Origin of the sequence: Rheinheimera soli (assembly GCF_021290985.1) — a bacterium.
In the GTDB taxonomy this organism is placed as follows: Bacteria; Pseudomonadota; Gammaproteobacteria; order Enterobacterales; family Alteromonadaceae; genus Pararheinheimera; species Pararheinheimera soli.
The window spans coordinates 281784-299379 of record NZ_JAJOYU010000001.1 but is presented as its reverse complement, the minus strand read 5'-3'; the positions used below and the strand labels follow the sequence as shown (position 1 = coordinate 299379).

At 46.0% G+C, this 17596-nt stretch carries 20 protein-coding genes and 1 tRNA gene; 15 read left to right on the top strand and 6 right to left on the bottom strand.

All coding sequences use genetic code 11. The annotated features are described in order from the left end of the window. Positions 1–120 precede the first annotated feature (120 nt). Complete coding sequence (locus LSG37_RS01415; protein WP_233078075.1) at positions 121–963, top strand: substrate-binding periplasmic protein; 843 nt, start codon at positions 121–123, stop codon at positions 961–963. Here the strand turns inward: LSG37_RS01415 and mutH are convergent. Next, complete coding sequence (gene mutH / locus LSG37_RS01410) at positions 960–1628, bottom strand: DNA mismatch repair endonuclease MutH (RefSeq protein ID WP_233078074.1); 669 nt, start codon at positions 1626–1628, stop codon at positions 960–962. The two genes, LSG37_RS01415 and mutH, sit on opposite strands and share 4 nt — an antisense overlap. 381 nt (positions 1629–2009) lie before the next feature. Between mutH and rppH the strand changes: the two genes are divergently transcribed. The 7 genes from rppH (at position 2010) to LSG37_RS01375 (ending at position 9017) form a co-directional block, all read left to right on the top strand. Continuing rightward, positions 2010–2528, top strand: coding sequence for an RNA pyrophosphohydrolase (gene rppH, locus LSG37_RS01405; RefSeq protein ID WP_008898589.1), 519 nt, complete (start codon positions 2010–2012; stop codon positions 2526–2528). A 2-nt stretch (positions 2529–2530) separates the two neighbouring features. Beyond that, on the top strand, positions 2531–4798 hold the full coding sequence (gene ptsP / locus LSG37_RS01400) for a phosphoenolpyruvate--protein phosphotransferase (RefSeq protein ID WP_233078073.1): 2268 nt from the start codon (positions 2531–2533) through the stop codon (positions 4796–4798). Between the two features lie 96 nt (positions 4799–4894). Beyond that, positions 4895–5743 carry a prolipoprotein diacylglyceryl transferase gene (lgt, locus tag LSG37_RS01395; protein WP_233078072.1) on the top strand — a complete coding sequence of 283 codons (849 nt, stop codon included), beginning with the start codon at positions 4895–4897 and terminating at the stop codon, positions 5741–5743. Continuing rightward, positions 5740–6573 carry a thymidylate synthase gene (locus LSG37_RS01390; RefSeq protein ID WP_233078071.1) on the top strand — a complete coding sequence of 278 codons (834 nt, stop codon included), beginning with the start codon at positions 5740–5742 and terminating at the stop codon, positions 6571–6573. Before lgt ends, LSG37_RS01390 begins: the two co-directional genes overlap by 4 nt. Before the next feature lie 157 nt (positions 6574–6730). After that, entirely contained in the window at positions 6731–7327 is a 597-nt protein-coding gene (locus LSG37_RS01385; RefSeq protein WP_233078070.1) for a FlgO family outer membrane protein, read from the top strand. 3 nt (positions 7328–7330) lie between these two features. Beyond that, entirely contained in the window at positions 7331–8083 is a 753-nt protein-coding gene (locus LSG37_RS01380; RefSeq protein WP_233078069.1) for a FlgO family outer membrane protein, read from the top strand. A gap of 22 nt (positions 8084–8105) precedes the next feature. Then, positions 8106–9017 (top strand): FlgO family outer membrane protein, encoded by a 912-nt coding sequence (locus LSG37_RS01375; RefSeq protein ID WP_233078068.1) that lies wholly within the window; start codon positions 8106–8108, stop codon positions 9015–9017. Between the two features lie 59 nt (positions 9018–9076). Here LSG37_RS01375 and LSG37_RS01370 read toward each other — a convergent pair. Beyond that, a tRNA-Arg gene (locus LSG37_RS01370) sits at positions 9077–9151 on the bottom strand. Positions 9152–9289: 138 nt separating this feature from the next. Further along, a complete protein-coding gene (locus LSG37_RS01365; protein ID WP_233078067.1) occupies positions 9290–10447 on the bottom strand; it encodes a flagellar assembly protein T N-terminal domain-containing protein in 1158 nt (385 codons plus the stop codon). 151 nt (positions 10448–10598) lie between these two features. Between LSG37_RS01365 and LSG37_RS01360 the strand changes: the two genes are divergently transcribed. Further along, positions 10599–11057: an LPP20 family lipoprotein gene (locus tag LSG37_RS01360; protein WP_233078066.1), complete on the top strand. Its 459-nt coding sequence runs from the start codon at positions 10599–10601 to the stop codon at positions 11055–11057. 67 nt (positions 11058–11124) lie between these two features. Here LSG37_RS01360 and flgN read toward each other — a convergent pair whose 3' ends face one another. From flgN to flgA, 3 genes are all read right to left on the bottom strand, one after another. After that, positions 11125–11559, bottom strand: a complete 435-nt coding sequence (gene flgN / locus LSG37_RS01355) for a flagellar export chaperone FlgN (protein ID WP_233078065.1) — start codon at positions 11557–11559, stop codon at positions 11125–11127. Beyond that, positions 11556–11897: a flagellar biosynthesis anti-sigma factor FlgM gene (gene flgM / locus LSG37_RS01350; protein ID WP_233078064.1), complete on the bottom strand. Its 342-nt coding sequence runs from the start codon at positions 11895–11897 to the stop codon at positions 11556–11558. The genes flgN and flgM overlap by 4 nt, the downstream gene beginning before the upstream one ends. Positions 11898–11973: 76 nt before the next feature. Continuing rightward, positions 11974–12654 (bottom strand): flagellar basal body P-ring formation chaperone FlgA, encoded by a 681-nt coding sequence (flgA, locus tag LSG37_RS01345; RefSeq protein ID WP_233078063.1) that lies wholly within the window; start codon positions 12652–12654, stop codon positions 11974–11976. Positions 12655–12822: 168 nt separating this feature from the next. Here flgA and LSG37_RS01340 point away from each other — a divergent pair, with 168 nt between their 5' ends. The 6 genes from LSG37_RS01340 to flgE all read left to right on the top strand — a co-directional run bounded on the left by LSG37_RS01340 (position 12823) and on the right by flgE (position 17554). After that, a complete protein-coding gene (locus tag LSG37_RS01340) occupies positions 12823–13752 on the top strand; it encodes a chemotaxis protein CheV (protein ID WP_233078062.1) in 930 nt (309 codons plus the stop codon). A gap of 7 nt (positions 13753–13759) precedes the next feature. Then, positions 13760–14599, top strand: coding sequence for a CheR family methyltransferase (locus LSG37_RS01335; protein WP_233078061.1), 840 nt, complete (start codon positions 13760–13762; stop codon positions 14597–14599). A 61-nt stretch (positions 14600–14660) separates the two neighbouring features. Then, positions 14661–15062 carry a flagellar basal body rod protein FlgB gene (flgB, locus tag LSG37_RS01330; protein ID WP_233078060.1) on the top strand — a complete coding sequence of 134 codons (402 nt, stop codon included), beginning with the start codon at positions 14661–14663 and terminating at the stop codon, positions 15060–15062. Continuing rightward, the gene (gene flgC / locus LSG37_RS01325) at positions 15062–15478 is read left to right on the top strand and encodes a flagellar basal body rod protein FlgC (protein WP_233078059.1); all 417 of its coding nucleotides are present in this window, start codon (positions 15062–15064) and stop codon (positions 15476–15478) included. The genes flgB and flgC overlap by 1 nt, the downstream gene beginning before the upstream one ends. A 10-nt stretch (positions 15479–15488) precedes the next feature. Beyond that, positions 15489–16232 (top strand): flagellar hook assembly protein FlgD, encoded by a 744-nt coding sequence (locus LSG37_RS01320; protein ID WP_233078058.1) that lies wholly within the window; start codon positions 15489–15491, stop codon positions 16230–16232. 20 nt (positions 16233–16252) lie between these two features. Next, positions 16253–17554 (top strand): flagellar hook protein FlgE, encoded by a 1302-nt coding sequence (flgE, locus tag LSG37_RS01315; RefSeq protein WP_233078057.1) that lies wholly within the window; start codon positions 16253–16255, stop codon positions 17552–17554. Positions 17555–17596: the final 42 nt, after the last annotated feature.

Sequence of the window (17596 nt, the reverse complement as noted above, 5' to 3'; positions counted from 1 at the left end):
GCCACCTTCGGGTGGCTTTTGTTTACTTATGGTTACAAAAAGTATCTGATGTAAGAGGAAAAATTGCCTAGATGCACTAAGCTCAAAGCGGATAGACACTAAAAAATAAAGAGGCCGCTTATGAACGTTCAACACTTTCTATGCAGCGCTGTAGTTTGTCTGCTGTTGTTTGGTTGTAAACCTGCTGAAACTCAAACCTCTGTTGTTACTCCTGCTGATGCCGTCACTAAAGTGGCAGAAACTCCCTCTGAACCCAAAGCCGCACCTTGCCAGCTGAAACTAGGTTTTGAATCCTGGGAACCCTACCAATATGTCGGATTGGAACAACAAGCCAGTGGTTTGGATATTGAAATAGTACAAGCCGTTGCCGGCCGTATGAACTGTACCTTGGTGCTGCAACATGGCACCTGGCAGGAGTTGCTAGGGCAGTTCAGACAAGGGCAGTTGGATGTGCTGTTGGGCGCATCCAAAACAGTTGCCCGTGAAGAGTTTGCGCTATTTTCTGAACCCTACCGTGCTGAGCAGTTTCAGTTGTTTGTGCGTAAGAACGATGCAGACAAATACAATTTTCAATCTGTAGCAGAAATGGTAGCGGCGAAACACAAGGTGGGGCTGATCAGCGATTATTACTACGGTGAACAAATCAGCGCCTTGTATAGCGACGAACATATGCGTCCACAGTTTGTGGAGTCTTCGATGAGCGAGCAAAATATCGCTGTGCTGTTGGATGATCAGGTGGATGCTGTGCTGGAAGATAGTTTTGTTGGTGCTGCTATTATCCGGCGTAAAGGGTTAGAGCAACAAGTTCAGCCCCACCCTGTGAAACTGCCTGAAAGTCCGATTTATGTGATGTTCAGCAAATCCACAGTAAAACCAGAACTGGTCAGCTCCTTTAACCAGGCGCTACAGCAGCTAAAAGACAGTGGCGATTATCAACAACTACTCAGTAAATACCAGAGTTAAACACCAAACTGGCGGGCCAGTAATGAAGCAGTAAAGCTGGCCTTTAAATAAAAGCCTCTAGGCAGGGTTTGAATAGGTTGGCCTTCAGCACCAATAGCAGAAGTTAAGGCTTTGCTATTGGCTGCTTTGGGTCTTAATTGCAGTACTTTGCCATGCGCGCCTTTAATCTGATCGATGCCACCTAACACAATCAGCTCCATCAACTCTTCCCAATCCTGTTGCAACAAGGCCTGCTGTTCAGCATCCGGACTCCATAAAAAAGCTGTGCCTATCTGACGTTCAGCCAAAGGAATAGAACGTTCAGCCAGTATGGGCACAAACAACACTTTGCTGAGCTTGCGACACACCCAGGATTCCTGCCAGTGTAACCCCGTCACATCAGTTAAAGGCGCCACACAAACATAAGTACTTTCCAGAGGTTTACCAAAGCGGTCCACAGGTAAGGTTTTCAGTTCTACGCCTAGATGAGGAAAATCAGGTTCGGCTTTGCTACCACTGCTGGCACCTAATACCAGTTCCAGCAATTGGCCTACACTACCTTTTTCCCGTTGCAGATTGGCAGGCAGTTGAAGCTGATAGTGCTCTGCCAACTGGCCTAAAGTCAGGCCTGCAATCAGATAACAACGTTCTAGTAATTCTTCTGTATTTTTGGGAGGCTGGCTCATAAAAGCGTCATAAAAGCAGCAGTGATTCAGGTCTTTCAAAACATTAACATTTTTTGGCATATTTTGCTGTTCAAAAAGTAAACAAAGCAAGTTATGCACAGTTGTAACACTGCTCAAATAGCAATCTTTTCACTATAACCCAATGTTTTTTATGATTATTTTCTATGTATTGGTTGAGTGTTATTCCAGCGATTCAAAGTTATTCAAGAACAAAAACACCCTTATGCACAGCTTTATGAACAGAGCCTGTGTAGAAGTTCACAGTGCGTGCTAATTAATCAGTTAAATTGTGGATAACTCTGTAGAAAATACAATTTGCCGAAGTCGTGACTTTATGAAAGAATCGATGAAACAACAGCTGTAACCAAGCTAGAGGTTTTTGTGATCGACGCTGAAGGCTTTAGAGCCAACGTCGGCATTGTAATATACAACCACCAGGGACAGGTGTTTTGGGCAAGGAGATACGGTCAACATTCCTGGCAGTACCCACAGGGCGGCATTGATGACGGGGAAACCCCAGAGCAGGCCATGTACCGCGAGTTAAACGAAGAAGTTGGTTTACAGCCTGAAGATGTAGAAATTATTGCTGTAACCAAACACTGGCTAAGGTACAAATTACCTAAGCGTTTAATTCGACGGGACAGTAATCCGGTGTGTATAGGGCAAAAGCAAAAATGGTTTTTGTTGCGCCTGACCTGTAAGGATGAAGACGTAAATCTGTTAAAAACTTCGCATCCGGAGTTCGATGACTGGCGTTGGGTCAGTTATTGGTATCCGGTGCGTCAGGTCGTCGCCTTTAAGCGGGAAGTGTACCGTAAGGTGATGAAAGAGTTTGCCCCTATTGCATTGCCGTATCTTCGTAGAGATGGAAAAAATGAGAAGTTAATCAGAAGGGGTTAGGAATGCTGAGCCAGTTAAGGCGCATAGTGCAGGATGTGGCGCAAGAGCCGGTACTGAATAACGCATTGGCTGGCTTAGTCTCGAACGTAAAAAATGCACTGAAAACAGAGTGTTGCTCTGTTTATTTAGCCGACTATGAGCAGCAACATTTTATGTTGATGGCCACAGACGGCTTAAATCCTGAAGCCGTTGGCCAAATTTCTATTGGCTTTTCTGAAGGCTTAATTGGCTGGGTCGGTCAGCGTGAAGAGCCAATCAATTTAGCCCAAGCTCATTTACACCCTCGTTTTAAAGTTACCCCTGAAGTCAGTGAAGACCGATTTTCGGCCTTTTTAGGCTGCCCTATTATTCATCACCGTAAAGTTCTGGGTGTATTAACCATACAGCAGGGCGAATCACGGGTCTTCAGTGAAGACGAAGAATCCTTTTTAGTGACTTTAGGCGTGCAGCTTGCCTCTGTGCTGGTGAATGCAGAAATGCGTCAGGCAGCCAGCCAGAATTCAAAACAACATAACAGTACAGGCCAGTTGCAGGGTTTACCCGGCGCTCCTGGTATCGCCATAGGTGAAGGTTTTGTACTGGAACCGTCCAGTGACTTTGATGCGATATCGCTGAAAAAAGTCGACGATCCGGAAAAGGAACTGTCGCGTTTTTACAAAGCAGTCAAAATTACCAAAGCCGAATTTAATCGTTTAGCTGAACGTATGGCCGGGCATTTACCGCCAGACGCTTTGGCTATTTTTGATGTGTACCATCAGTTATTAGACGCCGCCAGCCTTGGCAATGAAATTGAAAAACAAATTCACGAAGGTTGGTGTGCTAAAAGTGCATTGAAACGTGTGGTCGAAAAGTTTGCCCGCCAGTTTGACGATATGGACGACCCTTATCTGAGAGAGCGCGGCACAGATATCCGTGATTTAGGCCAAAGGGTACTGAATCATTTGCTCGACACTGAGCAGCGCCATCATAAATTGCCGGAAAAAGTAGTACTGGTGGCTGATAACGTCACTGCCACTATGTTGGCTGAAATTCCACGCGCTCAACTGGTGGCTATTGTTTCGCTGAAAGGCTCAGTCAACTCACACGCCGCTATTATGGCGCGTGCTTTAGGCATTCCTGCTGTGATGGGGCTGGACGAGCTGCCGTTGTTTCACTGGCAAAGTAAACGTCTGATTGTTGACGGCTACCGTGGTCAAATTTTAGTGGCTCCCGCTGAAGCTATAGTGGCTGAATATCAGGCCTTGATCAGCGAAGATGCTCAGTTGAGCGCCCGTTATCAATCCGAGATGCATTTAAACGCTCAGAGCGCTTGTGGTGCGCCTTTTAGCTTAATGGTCAATGCTGGTCTTGCTATTGAACTGGAAAGTACTCAGCCATCTTACACAGATGGTATAGGTTTATACCGTACAGAATTCCCTTTTATTATGCGCAACCGTTTCCCGACTGAAGCGGAGCAGATAGAGTTGTATAAAAAAGTATTAGCATCACATCCAACCAAAGCAGTAGTGATGCGAACTCTGGATGTGGGCGGTGATAAAGCGCTGCCTTATTTCAGCATTATTGAAGAAAACCCCTTTTTAGGCTGGCGTGGTATTCGTTTAACTCTGGATCATCCGGAAATTTTTCTGGTGCAGATCCGCGCTATGCTGAAGGCCAACATTGGTCAGGGCAATTTGCATATTTTGCTGCCAATGATTTCGGATTTAGCCGAAGTGGATGAGTCGCTGCGCTTAATCAAACAAGCCACTTTTGAACTGACTGATGAATTAGCTGGCACTGAAGTGCAGCTGCCTAAAGCCAAAGTCGGCGTGATGATTGAAGTACCGTCCATCATGTATCAGTTGCCTGAACTGGCGCGGAAAATTGATTTCTGCTCAGTGGGTACCAACGATTTAACCCAGTATTTATTGGCTGTCGATCGCAACAACCCACGAGTGGCTGGTTTGTATGATGCGATGCATCCTGCGGTATTGCGTGCTTTGCACCAGATGTCATTGCAGGCTCAGGGTTTACAACTGCCGATGAGCATTTGTGGCGAGCTGGCGGGTGAGCCTGCCGGTGTGCTGATTTTAGCCGCTATGGGCTATGACAAGTTCAGTATGAACAGCAGTAATCTGGCAAAAATCAAATGGTTGCTGCGCAGAGTCAATATGTCTGAACTGCAATTGCTGCTGCCGGAAATTCTGGCCTGTCAGTCGCCAAAACAAGTTCGTCTGCAAGTACAACGTTTCCTCGATCAAAAACAGCTATTGAACCAATTACGTGCTTAACAGCACCAAGGGCTGTTACAATGTTTGACCTTAGATGAATGTGTGTTTGCGTGACTGCGCCATGCAGATTTATTGCTTAGAACAGGATTTTTTATAGTGGACTCTTATTTTTTATTCCCGCAAATTGACCCAGTGATTTTCAGCATTGGGCCTGTGGCTGTGCGTTGGTATGGCCTGATGTATGTGATCGCTTTTTTACTGGCCAACTGGCTGGCCAATCGTCAGGCCGATAAACCAGGTTCTGGCTGGACTCGTGATCAGGTCAGCGATTTAATGTTTTTCGGTTTCTTAGGTGTGATAGTCGGTGGCCGTTTTGGCTATGTGCTGTTCTACGGTTTCAGTAACTTAATGGCCGACCCGCTGTATTTATTCCGCACCTGGGAAGGCGGCATGTCCTTCCATGGTGGTGTGTTAGGTGTGATGGCGGCTATGGCCTGGTTCGCCTGGCGCAACAACAAAAAGTATCTTGAGCTTGGCGATTTTGTGGTGCCGCTGCTGCCTTTAGGTTTGGCCTTTGGCCGTTTAGGTAACTTTATCAACGGCGAATTATGGGGCCGTACTACTGACGTGCCTTGGGCTGTGTTATTTCCAAACTCCGGTATGTTGCCACGTCATCCGTCCCAGCTTTATGAAATGGTGGCTGAAGGCATCATTCTGTTTATTTTGCTGCAATGGTACAAACGCAAAAATCCACCTGCAGGTAATGTCGCTGGTTTATTCCTGCTGGGCTACGGTACGGCTCGTTTTATTATTGAATTCTTCCGGGAACCGGACGCGCATTTAGGTTTATTGTCGATGGGTATGTCGATGGGCCAGTGGCTTTGTATTCCAATGATAGTGGCCGGTCTTGGCCTGATTATCTGGGGCTACTCTCGTGAAACCGGCTCTGAAGCTGAAAGTAAAAGCAGTGCAAAAAAAGCAGTAAAGAAAGAGAGCAAGGCATGAAGCAGTATTTAGACTTAATGCGCCATGTGCTGGAACATGGTCATAAAAAATCTGACCGCACTGGCACAGGCACCATCAGCGTGTTTGGTTATCAGATGCGTTTTGATTTAAGTCAGGGTTTTCCACTGGTGACGACGAAAAAGTGCCACCTGCGCTCCATTATTCATGAGCTGTTGTGGTTTCTTAAAGGCGACACCAATATTCAGTATCTGAAAGACAATAAAGTGTCGATTTGGGATGAGTGGGCCACAGAGCAGGGCGATTTAGGCCCAGTCTATGGCGCCCAGTGGCGTAGCTGGCAAACACCGGATGGCCGTACTATCGACCAAATCAGTCAACTTATCCATGACATTAAAACTAATCCGGATTCACGGCGTTTAATCGTCAGCGGCTGGAATCCTGCGGTATTGCCTGATACCAAATTCAGTCCAAAAGACAATGCGGCTATGGGGAAACAGGCGTTACCGCCTTGCCATACTTTATTTCAGTTTTATGTGCATGACGGCAAATTGTCTTGTCAGTTATACCAGCGCAGCGCTGATATATTTTTGGGTGTGCCTTTTAATATCGCAAGTTATGCCTTGTTGACCATGATGGTGGCCCAGGTTTGTGATTTAACTCCAGGCGATTTTGTGCATACCTTTGGCGACGCCCATTTGTATAGCAATCATATGGAGCAGGTGAACGAGCAGCTAAGCCGTACACCTCATCCTTTACCTCAAATGAAATTAAATCCGGCTATCAAAGATATCTTTGGTTTTAGTATCGACGACTTTGAGCTGGTCAATTATTTGGCGCATCCTGCCATCAAAGCCCCCATAGCGATATAAACCTGTAGGGGAGGGGCTTGCCCCCTCCCGTCCATATGCTCCACTGCATCGAGTCTGGCGAATTCCGGGATTGCAAAAACCGTCAAAAACTTCATGGCATTAATTTTGCTGTGTATCTGACAGTGATCAGCAAGCAACACCAACACCGGGGGCTACAGTGCGAATATTCGGGTCAGTCATTACAGTACTGCTGTTATGCAGCTGCAGTTCTTTGCCGCAAGGGCAAGATCTTGCCGATCCTGTGGAACTCTCAAAAGCAGCGCAGCATCCTCCCTTATTGTTTTATACCGAGCGGCTGGCTGATCAGTTGTTTCACAAATTGCAGCCTCTGGAATCCGGTGCTATAGCCGTCACTACTTTTGCTGACGTGCAATTGATGGCTCCTGATACCAGCCGCAACTCCAGCTACAATGCCTCCCTGCAGTTGCAGGAAAGTATGCAGACTGTCGCCACTCAACTGGGGTATCAGGTGAGTGAAATACGTTTAAATGACGCGGTGTTAGTGCATACAGGCTATGAAAATTCATTAGGACGCGATTTAAGTCTGTTGGCTCAAAATCAACAGGCGCGTTATGTGATCACCGGAACCCTGACCGAAGGCGAAGTCTATATCACGGTCAATGCCAAATTAATCGACCTGAAAAGCCAGCAAGTGTTAGCTGCGGCTTCCAGTGTTATTCCTGTAGATGTGTTATGGCCAAACGAACAGTTGCAGTTGCGCCATAATAAGTTGTATCGCAATTCGGAGTCTTAATCGATGACTACCTATAACCAGCTTTTTGTTTTGTGCAGCATCATTGCTGTTGCCTCTGTTTCCGGTTGTACGCCTTTGATTGATACTGACTCTAAAGGCAGGCCTGCTTTGCCAGCCAACAAGGTTGAGCTGCAACAAGGCCGTGTGACCTATAAAAAGGATCAACCTGCAGAGCGTTCTAATTCGGACGAGCTTTATGTTAATCAATACGATAGCGCCACAGTACAAAACGCCCGAATGGCAGGAATGAAGTTACATAGCTATAAGCCTGAACCTGCCATTACGGTCAATCACTATGTGCAAAGTCTGATGCATGATTTAGCGGCCAATCTGGAAGTGTTAAGTACCACTTTTAGTGTAGGGGTGACCAGTTTTGTTTATCTGGATGGGGATTACCAGCAAGGTGATTTGTTGGGTAATCAACTCTCAGAGGCTTTTATGCATGAAGCTACTCAGTTTGGTATAGCGGTAACAGATTTTAAAACCACGGATTATATTCGAGTGACTCCCACTGGTGATTTTACCTTTAGCCGCGATTTCCTCGAGCTGACTCAGCAGTTCCCCATCAGTGTTGTGTTGGGCGGAACTTTAGTTCGCCATCAGGGTGGAGTTATTGTTAATGCAAGAATGGTCAATGTAAACGATAAAAAAGTGCTGGCATCGGCCCAGGCCTTTATTCCACAAAATGTGGTGCAGGCGTTAAAGGCAACCCATAGTGCACCTTTGTTGCAGTTAAAAGCGGCTGGAACACCTTAACAGGTTGAAACTGGATAACTTTATGAACTCATTGAATTCAACTACGTCCTCGGTATCAGCCAAAGCACTGTTAATAGCAGCTGTGTTGAGTCTATCCGGTTGCGCTGCTTCAAACACTGGCAATACAGAAGTGACCACCAGTTCGTCTGCTACAGCTGATAGCCAGCAGATGGCTGACGAAGGTTTCACTGAAAACTCCGTAGTGGTCAGCTCATCCACTGAACTTTGTAAATGTGACTCTGACTCTTCATCCGAAAGCTCCAACACACAAAGTGCAACGACGTATAACAGAGATACTGAATGGTTTGGCCTGACTCAACCTTTTCAGGAGGCTGAGCCTGCCATGGGAATGACACAGGAGTCCCAGTTAGACAGTGCTGCAGTGAACAATGGTCAGCCTATTCCGGGGTTGAGGGTAAAACAATTCAGTCGCAGAACTTTACCTTCTGAATTAGCTGTGGCTGCTGCAGATCCGCAGTTGTATAACTCGGCTCCTCAGTTCCTTCAAAGCCGCAAATCATTGAGTGACTATGTGGCGCAACTGGCCTTTAAACTGGCCGGAAATCAACAGTTACAGGGTGCCAAAGTAGGGGTAGCGAGTTTTGTTTTGTTTGATTCGCAGCTTGAACACACCAGCACAATAGGCAACCAGCTTGCTGAAGAGTTGAGTACCGTATTGCCTGGTTATGGTGCTGCAGTGATTGAATACAAACTGACGAAAAATATTACCGTAGGTCCAACAGGCGATTTATCTTTATCCCGCACCATATCAAAACTCAGGAGTCCTCAGGGCATTGATTATGTCCTGATAGGTACTATGACTCCGACACGTCGTGGTTTGCAAATCACCAGCAGAGTGGTTTCTACCAGGAATAATGTTGTGATCAGCTCAGCAAGTACGTTAATTCCGGCTCTGGTGTTACAACAGCTGTAAGCCTGATACTTGTAAAGAGGGTCAGTGAGCTTGTGCCGCAAAACAGCACTCAGAAAAGATGGCCGCCCCAACAGGAATCGAACCTGTAACTGCCCCTTAGGAGGGGGCCGTTATATCCATTTAACTATGGAGCGAACAGGAGGGCTAAGCTACCACATCCATTGAGCGCTGTGAACTCCAGTCAATTCAACAGGTTCTTTATTGAACAAATCTGTCATCTTGCTGAACTTCGTTATGACAAAAGCAGGGTGCTCTGATCCAGAAGCGCTGGCTTACCTTTGCTCTTGAACCAAAGTTGCTGCATCGCCAACCTGAACATTAGCTAATAAATCCATATTCACACTCTGTGCCCAGGCGTTCTGGTGGGTCAGTTCAGTCACTTTCACTTTCAGTTCACTGATGGTCAGTTGATCCTGCAATTGACCTAAACTGTCTTTGTGCTGGCGACGATGCAGAATAGTAAGTTCGTCGCCAATTTTTAACCCTTGTTTGCTGCCAAGGTTCAACAGCACTTTGTGCTGATCCACCAGAGTGATATCAGCCAGTATGGTTTCACAGCGTAACGCTTCTTCTACATCCTGAGCTGCTGCGTTTAATACCCGTTCGATGGACCTGCCATAGTCTGTTTGCCAGAAGCGCTGGGTTTTTGGACTGATGACTGTAGTGTCACGAAAACCCCATACGGCAGAGGTTTGATATTTCTGGTTCAACAATACTTTTTGTTCCTGAATATCAGATAACTCCAGCTGCAGCTGATAAAAACGTTCACGGTCTGGATCGGACCAAAAGGTCCAGTTGTTGCCAACACGCTCTCCTAAAGAGACATCTCCCAAACTGGCTTTGAGTAAATAGCGGCCGCCATAATTGCGTTGTAATGCGCTGCGGTCGGCATAACTCAGTTCTTTTTGCCGGATAGATTGAGGCAGCAGTTTGATCAGGCTTGAACCTGAGGACTCTTCCAGTTTCTGAATAAACAAACTGGTACTGGCTTGATCCAGCTCATACAATTGCCCTGCAATGGCCTGTTCACGGTTTTCAATGATAAAGGGGCTGATCAGCAGCTCTTTTTTCAGTTGCAGATTGGCACACTGATTTTGATCAGGATAAATGTCAGCACGGATAGTGACATTGATATAGCCATATTCTTCAGTCTCTGAGACTATTTGTACATGCTGGACTTCGCCCTGAGTTTGTAAAACCATAGACTCCTGAGTCAATAAGCCGTCAGTCACTTGTTGCACTGTGCGGATAGAGGCCCCTGAATAGAGTAAGGCTTTACGCACCGCATCTTCGGTCGCAGCTGTTCTTGCTGCTTTAGTATCACCAGAGCGCAACACGGCCTGACCTGTTGCCTCGTACCAATCAGCCATGGCATTGCCACAAAGCAGTGGCAATGCCAGCATTGATAAGCTGAGCGCAGATAGACGCATGACAAATCCTCAATAAAGTAATTAAGTGAGTACGAAGCAAAAGCTATGCCTGAATTCGTGTTTCTACCAATAAAACTTAATTTATAGAAAAGGCATGGATTGTGCATTCTTTATCTCGATGAAATTAAGCGAAAGTGGGCAGAGGCACACCATGATGAACAAACTGACAATCAGCGCATTGTTACTGACCTTATTACCGGGCTGCAGTTTGGTAGCAGATCGGCATGTAGAATGGGAAACTGTTGAACCAGAACGTTTTCCGGTACTGAAAGCTGTGGGTTATGCGCCATTAAGTCAACAACCTGGAGCCACTGAGCAGGAACGAATGTTGATGGCGATGAAAGCCTCTAAGCTGGAGGCTTATCGTGAGCTGGCAGAGCAGGTCTATGGCCAAAGAATTGACGCCCGAGCCAATATGCAGCAAATGATGGTAGGCAACGATCAGTTGAGCTCTTCTGTCAGTGGCATTATTCGTGGTGCCCGGGTAGTGAAAACTTATCCGGTGGGGGATGTATACGCCACAGAGCTGGAACTGGATTTTAAACAGGTGTATGACCTGTATTTAAACAGCCAACCAGCTCGGCGCATAAAAAATGTGAAGTACTATTAATAGCTGGTGCTGCTTGCAGATCAAAAAAACCGTCAGATGACGGTTTTTTTGTCGGGTAACGGAGCCTCTAGGCTTTAATGCCTGGCCCTTTATCTACCTGAGCCGCTTTGCCTTTATTGGTGTAGGTTAACCCTGCACGGCCACGGCTTTGTAACAACTCGGTTTTAAAGCGTTCAATCACTAACTGGCTTTGTTCCACGCTTTGGCTGTTGACTTGATTTTGGAATTTACACTGAGCCAGCTTTTCTTCAAGACGCTGTAAATGCTCTTGAAACCAGCTTTGTTCTTTCGCTTCAGCCAGTTCGGGTACTACTGCTAATTGCTGATCCGCAGCCTGAACCAGTTCAAGGAGTTGGATTTTTTCTTCGGTATTACTTTTGAGTGCTTCAACATCGCGGGTCCGGATGGCGTCCAGCTCCTTCTGAAGCAACAAGAGCAGCACGTCCAGGTGCTGCTCTTGCTCATTTAGCAGGGTGAGAATAGAGGAGTTGGCGGTACTCATTTTTTATTGAAAAACTCGCCTTCAAACTGGACGATACGACGCGCCAGTTGTTCTACATTCACTTTGTATTTGCCTTCAGAAATCTCTTGTTTGATCTTATCAACTTTCTCTTGATCAATACCTGAGCTGGCTTTCGCTTTTTCCTGAGCTTTGCTGAATTGCTGCGCCTGAGACGTCAGCGACACTGAATCCTGTTTTTGTGCAGCTGTGCCTGTAGTGGCTTGCTGCTGAACGGCCTGTTGTTGCACAACCTGCTGTTTTTGAACGTTTTGTTGTTCGGCTTTATCTGCTTTCACTTGTTGAGTGACTGGCAGGCCTGTGTTTACATTGATCGCCATTTTTCTACCCTCTCTATCCGGTTTCGGATCCCTTACTTTGTATAACGGCAGCGGTCGACAGAACTTTAGTAAGAATTTAAAATTTTATTGCAACTTTTTTCACTGCAACTACTTCTGCGACTATCGTTCTGTTGGACTGTCTGTTGGTCACCTGGATCTGGTCACCAAGAATGCCATCCATCTGAGCTATTCCTACAGCCCTGACTTCAAGACCGTTATTCAATCCACTAATTGTAACTATATCGCCTTTACATACAAGACAAAGATCCTGCAATGTCACAACTTGTCCTGCTGACAGGCTTCTTTTCACTCTAGCTCCCAGTACTGAAGCCGGGTTTTTAATTAAAGAACCCCGGGCCAACCTCAGATCTGCTTGTCCAAGCGTTAACATATCGGCAGTGATTAAAGAACCTAAAGCTATATTTCGTAAACTCAGTACAGCTTCTGTTTGCTGGCTAAACCGAACTGCGACAAATAATTGCCATGTTTGCGGGCTTTGACAGCGAATTTGTACTGTCGCCTGATTGCCGACCGGACCTGCAAAACTAAACTGCAAAGGCTGATCACAGGTTTTATGCCCCAGACGTGAGTCCAGAGTTGAGATCTGACTTTGAGCACCTTGTGGAATTTCCTTCTGCTGCTTCAGCCAATCCTTTGCTGCCGCTGTTAATTGTTGAGGGCTGAAACTTGCCGCCTGTAGCGAAAATGCCGCACAAAACACTGCTGCGGACAAAGCGCAAAGCAGGGGGTATCTCAAAAAATTATCGTACATTTTCATATGGTTTCAGCTATGCTTTATCGGCAAAGGGTTATAACATACTTAAGTATGTCAATTTTCAGTCATTTTTCATCCTAGCGTGACCTAAGCAAGAATCGTTCCCGATCTCTTAGGGGGCACTAATTCTTTCAGGCAGGGGAGTCTTCTATGGCGGGTATTCTGGATTCAGTCAATCAGCGCACTCAATTGGTGGGTCAGAACAGACTGGAACTTTTGTTATTTCGCCTGAATGGTCGCCAGCGTTTTGGTATTAATGTGTTTAAAGTACGTGAAGTACTGCAGTGTCCTCCTTTAACCGCTATTCCAAAACGTAATAAATACGTCAGAGGTATTGCCCATATCCGTGGTCAGACGATTTCTGTCATTGACTTGAGTTTAGCCACAGGTGGTCGTGCTATAGAAAATACCAAAGACTGTTTTATTATCATCGCTGAATACAACCGTTCTGTGCAGGGGTTCTTAGTCCAGTCTGTTGAACGAATCATCAATATCAATTGGTCTGCAATTATGCCACCGCCAAAAGGTACTGGTGGTAAACAGAGCTACCTGACCGCAATCACTGAAATTGATAAAGAGCTGGTTGAAATTATTGATGTTGAAAAAATTCTCGAAGAAATTTCACCGTCACCCACAATGATCAGCAGCAATGTCGTTACTTCGACTATTAGTGAAGATTTGGGTGACAGACTCATTCTGATTGCCGATGACTCAGCAGTAGCCCGGAATCAGGTGAAACGCGCTTTAGAAGGTTTAGGGGTGCAGATGCACCTGGTCAATAATGGCCGTGAAGCTTTAACTTATTTACAAGAGACCGCAGCGGCCTGTCAAAATTCGGTCACTGATAAAGTGGGGCTGTTGATTTCTGATATAGAAATGCCAGAAATGGACGGCTATACCCTGACGGCAGAAATTCGCCTGGATCCGAGGCTTAAACCATTGCATGTGATTTTGCATACATCGCTCAGCGGTGTTTTTAATCAGCAAATGGTACAGAAAGTGGGCGCAGATGATTTTATTGCGAAATTTAATCCCGATGAATTAGCCGAATCCGTGCGGAAATGGTTGCATACTGATTAGAGGTTTTATGTTAGTGGCAAACAAAGAGCTGCAGGAAAGTGAATATCGTCTGTTTCGGGATTTCCTCGAACAACAGTGCGGTATTGTGTTGGGTGACAACAAACAATATCTGGTCAAAAGTCGTCTTGCGCCTTTGATGCAGCGTTTTGGTTTGTCGTCGCTGTCTGAACTGTTGAATAAAACGCTCAGCCCTTTTGAGCGGCAATTGCGTTCCGCTGTGATTGACGCTATGACCACCAACGAAACCTTGTGGTTTCGTGATAGTTATCCTTATGAGCTGCTGAAAAATCAAATCCTGCCTGAATTTGAAAAAGATCATAAAACCGTCAAGATTTGGTCGGCGGCCAGTTCCTCTGGTCAGGAACCTTATTCAATCGCAATGACTGGCATGGAGTTCATACAGGGCCGGCCTTCAGCCTTTCCTATGGGCTTGCATATTCTAGGGACTGACATTTCTAATGCGATGTTGGAGCATTGCCAGCGCGCTGAATATGACGGTCTGGCGTTGTCCCGCGGTTTGTCGCCGGAGCGCAGGAGTAAATTTTTTGACGATTCTGGCAACGGCATGATGCGGCTAAAAGATGCCGTACGTAAAAACGTTTCATTCCGTCATTTAAACTTACTGGACAGTTATACGCTGCTGGGTAAGTTCGACATTATTTTCTGTCGTAATGTACTGATCTATTTTTCTCCTGAAGTAAAAATGAAAATTATTAAACAGTTCTCACAGGCGTTAAACCCGCGTGGTTACTTGTTTCTTGGTGCTTCTGAATCCCTCTCCAGCCTGAACAACGACTTTGATATGGTGCGTTGTAATCCAGGCATTGTGTATCGCAAAAAAGTCTGACAAAAAATCTGGCCTGAGTTTTGCTTAGTATTTGCCATCTCTGAAAAACAGGATGGCAATAATGGCAATCAGCTTCGATAACGCATTTGGGCTTCACCCAGAAGCACTACTGATCCGCGACAAACGTTCTCAAGTCTTGGCCGAAAATATCGCAAATGCCGATACTCCGGGTTACAAGGCAAAAGACATGGATTTTCAAACCGCTTTGGCCGGTGCTCAGTCGCGCCAGTCTGGTTCGCTTGGCCGCACAGATCCAAGGCACTTTGAAATCTCTACAGCCCGCCATGCCGAGTCTCAGTACCGTACTCCTAATCAGCCTGATACCGGGGATGGCAACACTGTTGACATTCACGAAGAGCGAAATGCTTTTACGCGCAACAACATGGAATATCAGACGACACTGAACTTCCTGAATAGTCGTATCAGTGGATTGAAAAAAGCCATTACCGGAGCATCACAATAATGAGCCTTTATAACGTTTTTGATATCGCTGGTAGTGGAATGTCTGCCCAGCAAGTACGGTTAAATACTACCGCCAGCAATATGGCTAATGCGAACAGCATCAGCAGCAGCATTGATCAAACCTACCGTGCCCGCCACCCTGTTTTTGCCACAGCGCTGGAACAGGCTCAGCAAGGTCAGGAAAGCGCCAAAGTTCAGGTTTTGGGTATAGTCGAGTCCGACGCGCCGCTGAATGTGGAGTATGCACCTCATCATCCGTTGTCTGACGAAAAAGGCTACATCTACAAGCCTAACGTGAACATTATGGAAGAAATGGCCAACATGATTTCAGCATCACGCTCCTATGAAACCAATGTACAGGTGGCTGATGCCGCCAAACAAATGGTGAGCCGGACGCTGATGATGGGCCAACGCTAAGGGGTAAGGCATGAGTAATGTAACCAATGATAAAAGTGCTTTAGATGGTATGTATTGGGGGGAGAAACCCACAACACCGGAATCGGAAGGCAATGGTGCTTTAACCCAATCTGACTTCTTTGCACTTTTAACACAGCAACTGGCCTATCAGGATCCAACCAAGCCTGTTGAAAATGATCAGATGATAGCCCAGATGACGCAGTTCACTATGGCTGATGGTATTTCACAGCTGAATACTAACTTCAAAGATTTTGCTACCACCATGAATTCCAGTCAGGCGCTACAGGCTTCTTCTCTGGTGGGGCAGTATGTATTGGTGAAGTCAGACGATATGGTCTTTGATGGCGAAAATGCCGTGGTTGCCAGTGCAAATTTCCCTGAAGATGCAACTAACATCAAAGTGCAGATTAAAAATGCAGATGGTGTTGTCGTCCGCTCAGTGACTATCGAGGATGCCGCCGCAGGCCGTTTACAGCTTCCTTGGGATGGAACCACAGATACTCAGGCTTTGAATGAAGATGGTACTCCTAAAGTGGATAAAGATGGCAACCCGGTCATGGAACTCGCGCCGAAAGGTGTGTACACCATCTCTGTGGAGGGCTCTATCGCAGGTAAAAATGAAGCCATAGTCACCTCTGTGTATGCTCCGGTCACCAGTATAACTTTAGGCAATGGCACCACTCAGGGCCTGTTATTAAATGTGTATGGCCAAGGCCAGAAAAAATTATCTGATATTGAAGAAATTGCAACCTAATCAAAGATTTGAGGTGAACTATGAGTTTTAATATAGCGTTAAGTGGCCTGGCTGCTGCTCAAAAAGACATTGATACCACAGCGAACAATATAGCGAACGTCAATACCACAGGTTTTAAAGAATCCCGTGCTGAGTTTGCGGATGTGTATGCAGCTTCGGTATTCAGCTCAAACAAAACTAAAGTAGGTGATGGTGTCACCACTTCTAAAGTGGCGCAGCAGTTTTCTCAGGGCTCGTTAAAATTTACCAATAACTCACTGGATTTAGCTATTACCGGTGATGGCTTTTTTGCGATAGCTCCTGAAATTGGTAACCGTGACTATTCCTATACCAGAGCCGGTGCTTTTAAACTGGATAAAAATAACTTTATCTCTGATAACAACGGCGGCTTTTTGCAAGGTTTCCCAGTGAACCCTGCCACGGGTGAAACAACTTCGGTCAGTTTAAGTACCACTTCACCTATTCAGATCCCAAATACAGCTGGTGCACCACGTGCAACACAAAACGTATTTTTGACCATGAACCTGGATTCACGTCAGCAGCCTAAAGCAGTGCCGCTTCCGGCCTTTGATGCCACTAACTCGGCAACCTATAACAACCAGACTTCGACCACTGTGTATGACAGTTTGGGTGAACCTCATATTTTATCTATGTATTTCCGTCGTACTGATCCGGTTACAGACAATGACTGGGAAGTTTATGCGGTATTAGATGACAATACGGGAACTCCTTTTACCTTGCCTGCGGCTACACCTGTACTGGATTTTGATTTAAACGGTAATCCAACCACTACGCCTATGCCATCTTTGGTGATGCCTAAAGCGACCTTGGACGGTTTATTGGCGAACGGTGCTCAGTTTACCACTGATGTTTCAATCAACTTTACCGATCCGGCTGGCACTAAAAATCCAACTCAGTACTCCTCTAAATTTGAGCTGGGTAGTCTGGATGGTGACGGTACTACAGTGGGTCGTTTAACCAGCGTAGATATTGATGCGACAGGCAAAGTGATGGCGTCTTACTCCAACGGCGATCAAACCTATTTAGCTCAGGTAGCCATGGTGAAGTTTGCTAACCCACAAGGTTTAACCCAGGCTGGCAACACCTCATGGCGTCAAAGTTTAATGTCGGGTGAAGCTTTAGCAGGTGAGGCCAACTCCGGTACTTTTGGTGCTATTAACTCCTCAGCTCTGGAAAGCTCGAATGTTAACCTGACCAACGAACTGGTGGATTTAATAGCCGCTCAGCGTAACTTCCAGGCCAACTCAAGGGCACTTGAAGTGAACAGTACCTTACAAAATACAGTGTTGCAGATCCGATAATAAACGATTTGGAAAAGCCCAAAGTGTTTCACTTTGGGCTTT

Coding starts and splice junctions, on each gene's coding strand:
- LSG37_RS01415 (WP_233078075.1), top strand. CDS start 121: ATGAACGTTCAACACTTTCTATGCAGCGCTGTAGTTTGTCTGCTGTTG.
- mutH (WP_233078074.1), bottom strand. CDS start 1,628: ATGAGCCAGCCTCCCAAAAATACAGAAGAATTACTAGAACGTTGTTAT.
- ptsP (WP_233078073.1), top strand. CDS start 2,531: ATGCTGAGCCAGTTAAGGCGCATAGTGCAGGATGTGGCGCAAGAGCCG.
- LSG37_RS01390 (WP_233078071.1), top strand. CDS start 5,740: ATGAAGCAGTATTTAGACTTAATGCGCCATGTGCTGGAACATGGTCAT.
- LSG37_RS01380 (WP_233078069.1), top strand. CDS start 7,331: ATGACTACCTATAACCAGCTTTTTGTTTTGTGCAGCATCATTGCTGTT.
- LSG37_RS01375 (WP_233078068.1), top strand. CDS start 8,106: ATGAACTCATTGAATTCAACTACGTCCTCGGTATCAGCCAAAGCACTG.
- LSG37_RS01365 (WP_233078067.1), bottom strand. CDS start 10,447: ATGCGTCTATCTGCGCTCAGCTTATCAATGCTGGCATTGCCACTGCTT.
- LSG37_RS01360 (WP_233078066.1), top strand. CDS start 10,599: ATGATGAACAAACTGACAATCAGCGCATTGTTACTGACCTTATTACCG.
- flgN (WP_233078065.1), bottom strand. CDS start 11,559: ATGAGTACCGCCAACTCCTCTATTCTCACCCTGCTAAATGAGCAAGAG.
- flgM (WP_233078064.1), bottom strand. CDS start 11,897: ATGGCGATCAATGTAAACACAGGCCTGCCAGTCACTCAACAAGTGAAA.
- LSG37_RS01340 (WP_233078062.1), top strand. CDS start 12,823: ATGGCGGGTATTCTGGATTCAGTCAATCAGCGCACTCAATTGGTGGGT.
- LSG37_RS01335 (WP_233078061.1), top strand. CDS start 13,760: ATGTTAGTGGCAAACAAAGAGCTGCAGGAAAGTGAATATCGTCTGTTT.
- flgB (WP_233078060.1), top strand. CDS start 14,661: ATGGCAATCAGCTTCGATAACGCATTTGGGCTTCACCCAGAAGCACTA.
- flgC (WP_233078059.1), top strand. CDS start 15,062: ATGAGCCTTTATAACGTTTTTGATATCGCTGGTAGTGGAATGTCTGCC.
- LSG37_RS01320 (WP_233078058.1), top strand. CDS start 15,489: ATGAGTAATGTAACCAATGATAAAAGTGCTTTAGATGGTATGTATTGG.
- flgE (WP_233078057.1), top strand. CDS start 16,253: ATGAGTTTTAATATAGCGTTAAGTGGCCTGGCTGCTGCTCAAAAAGAC.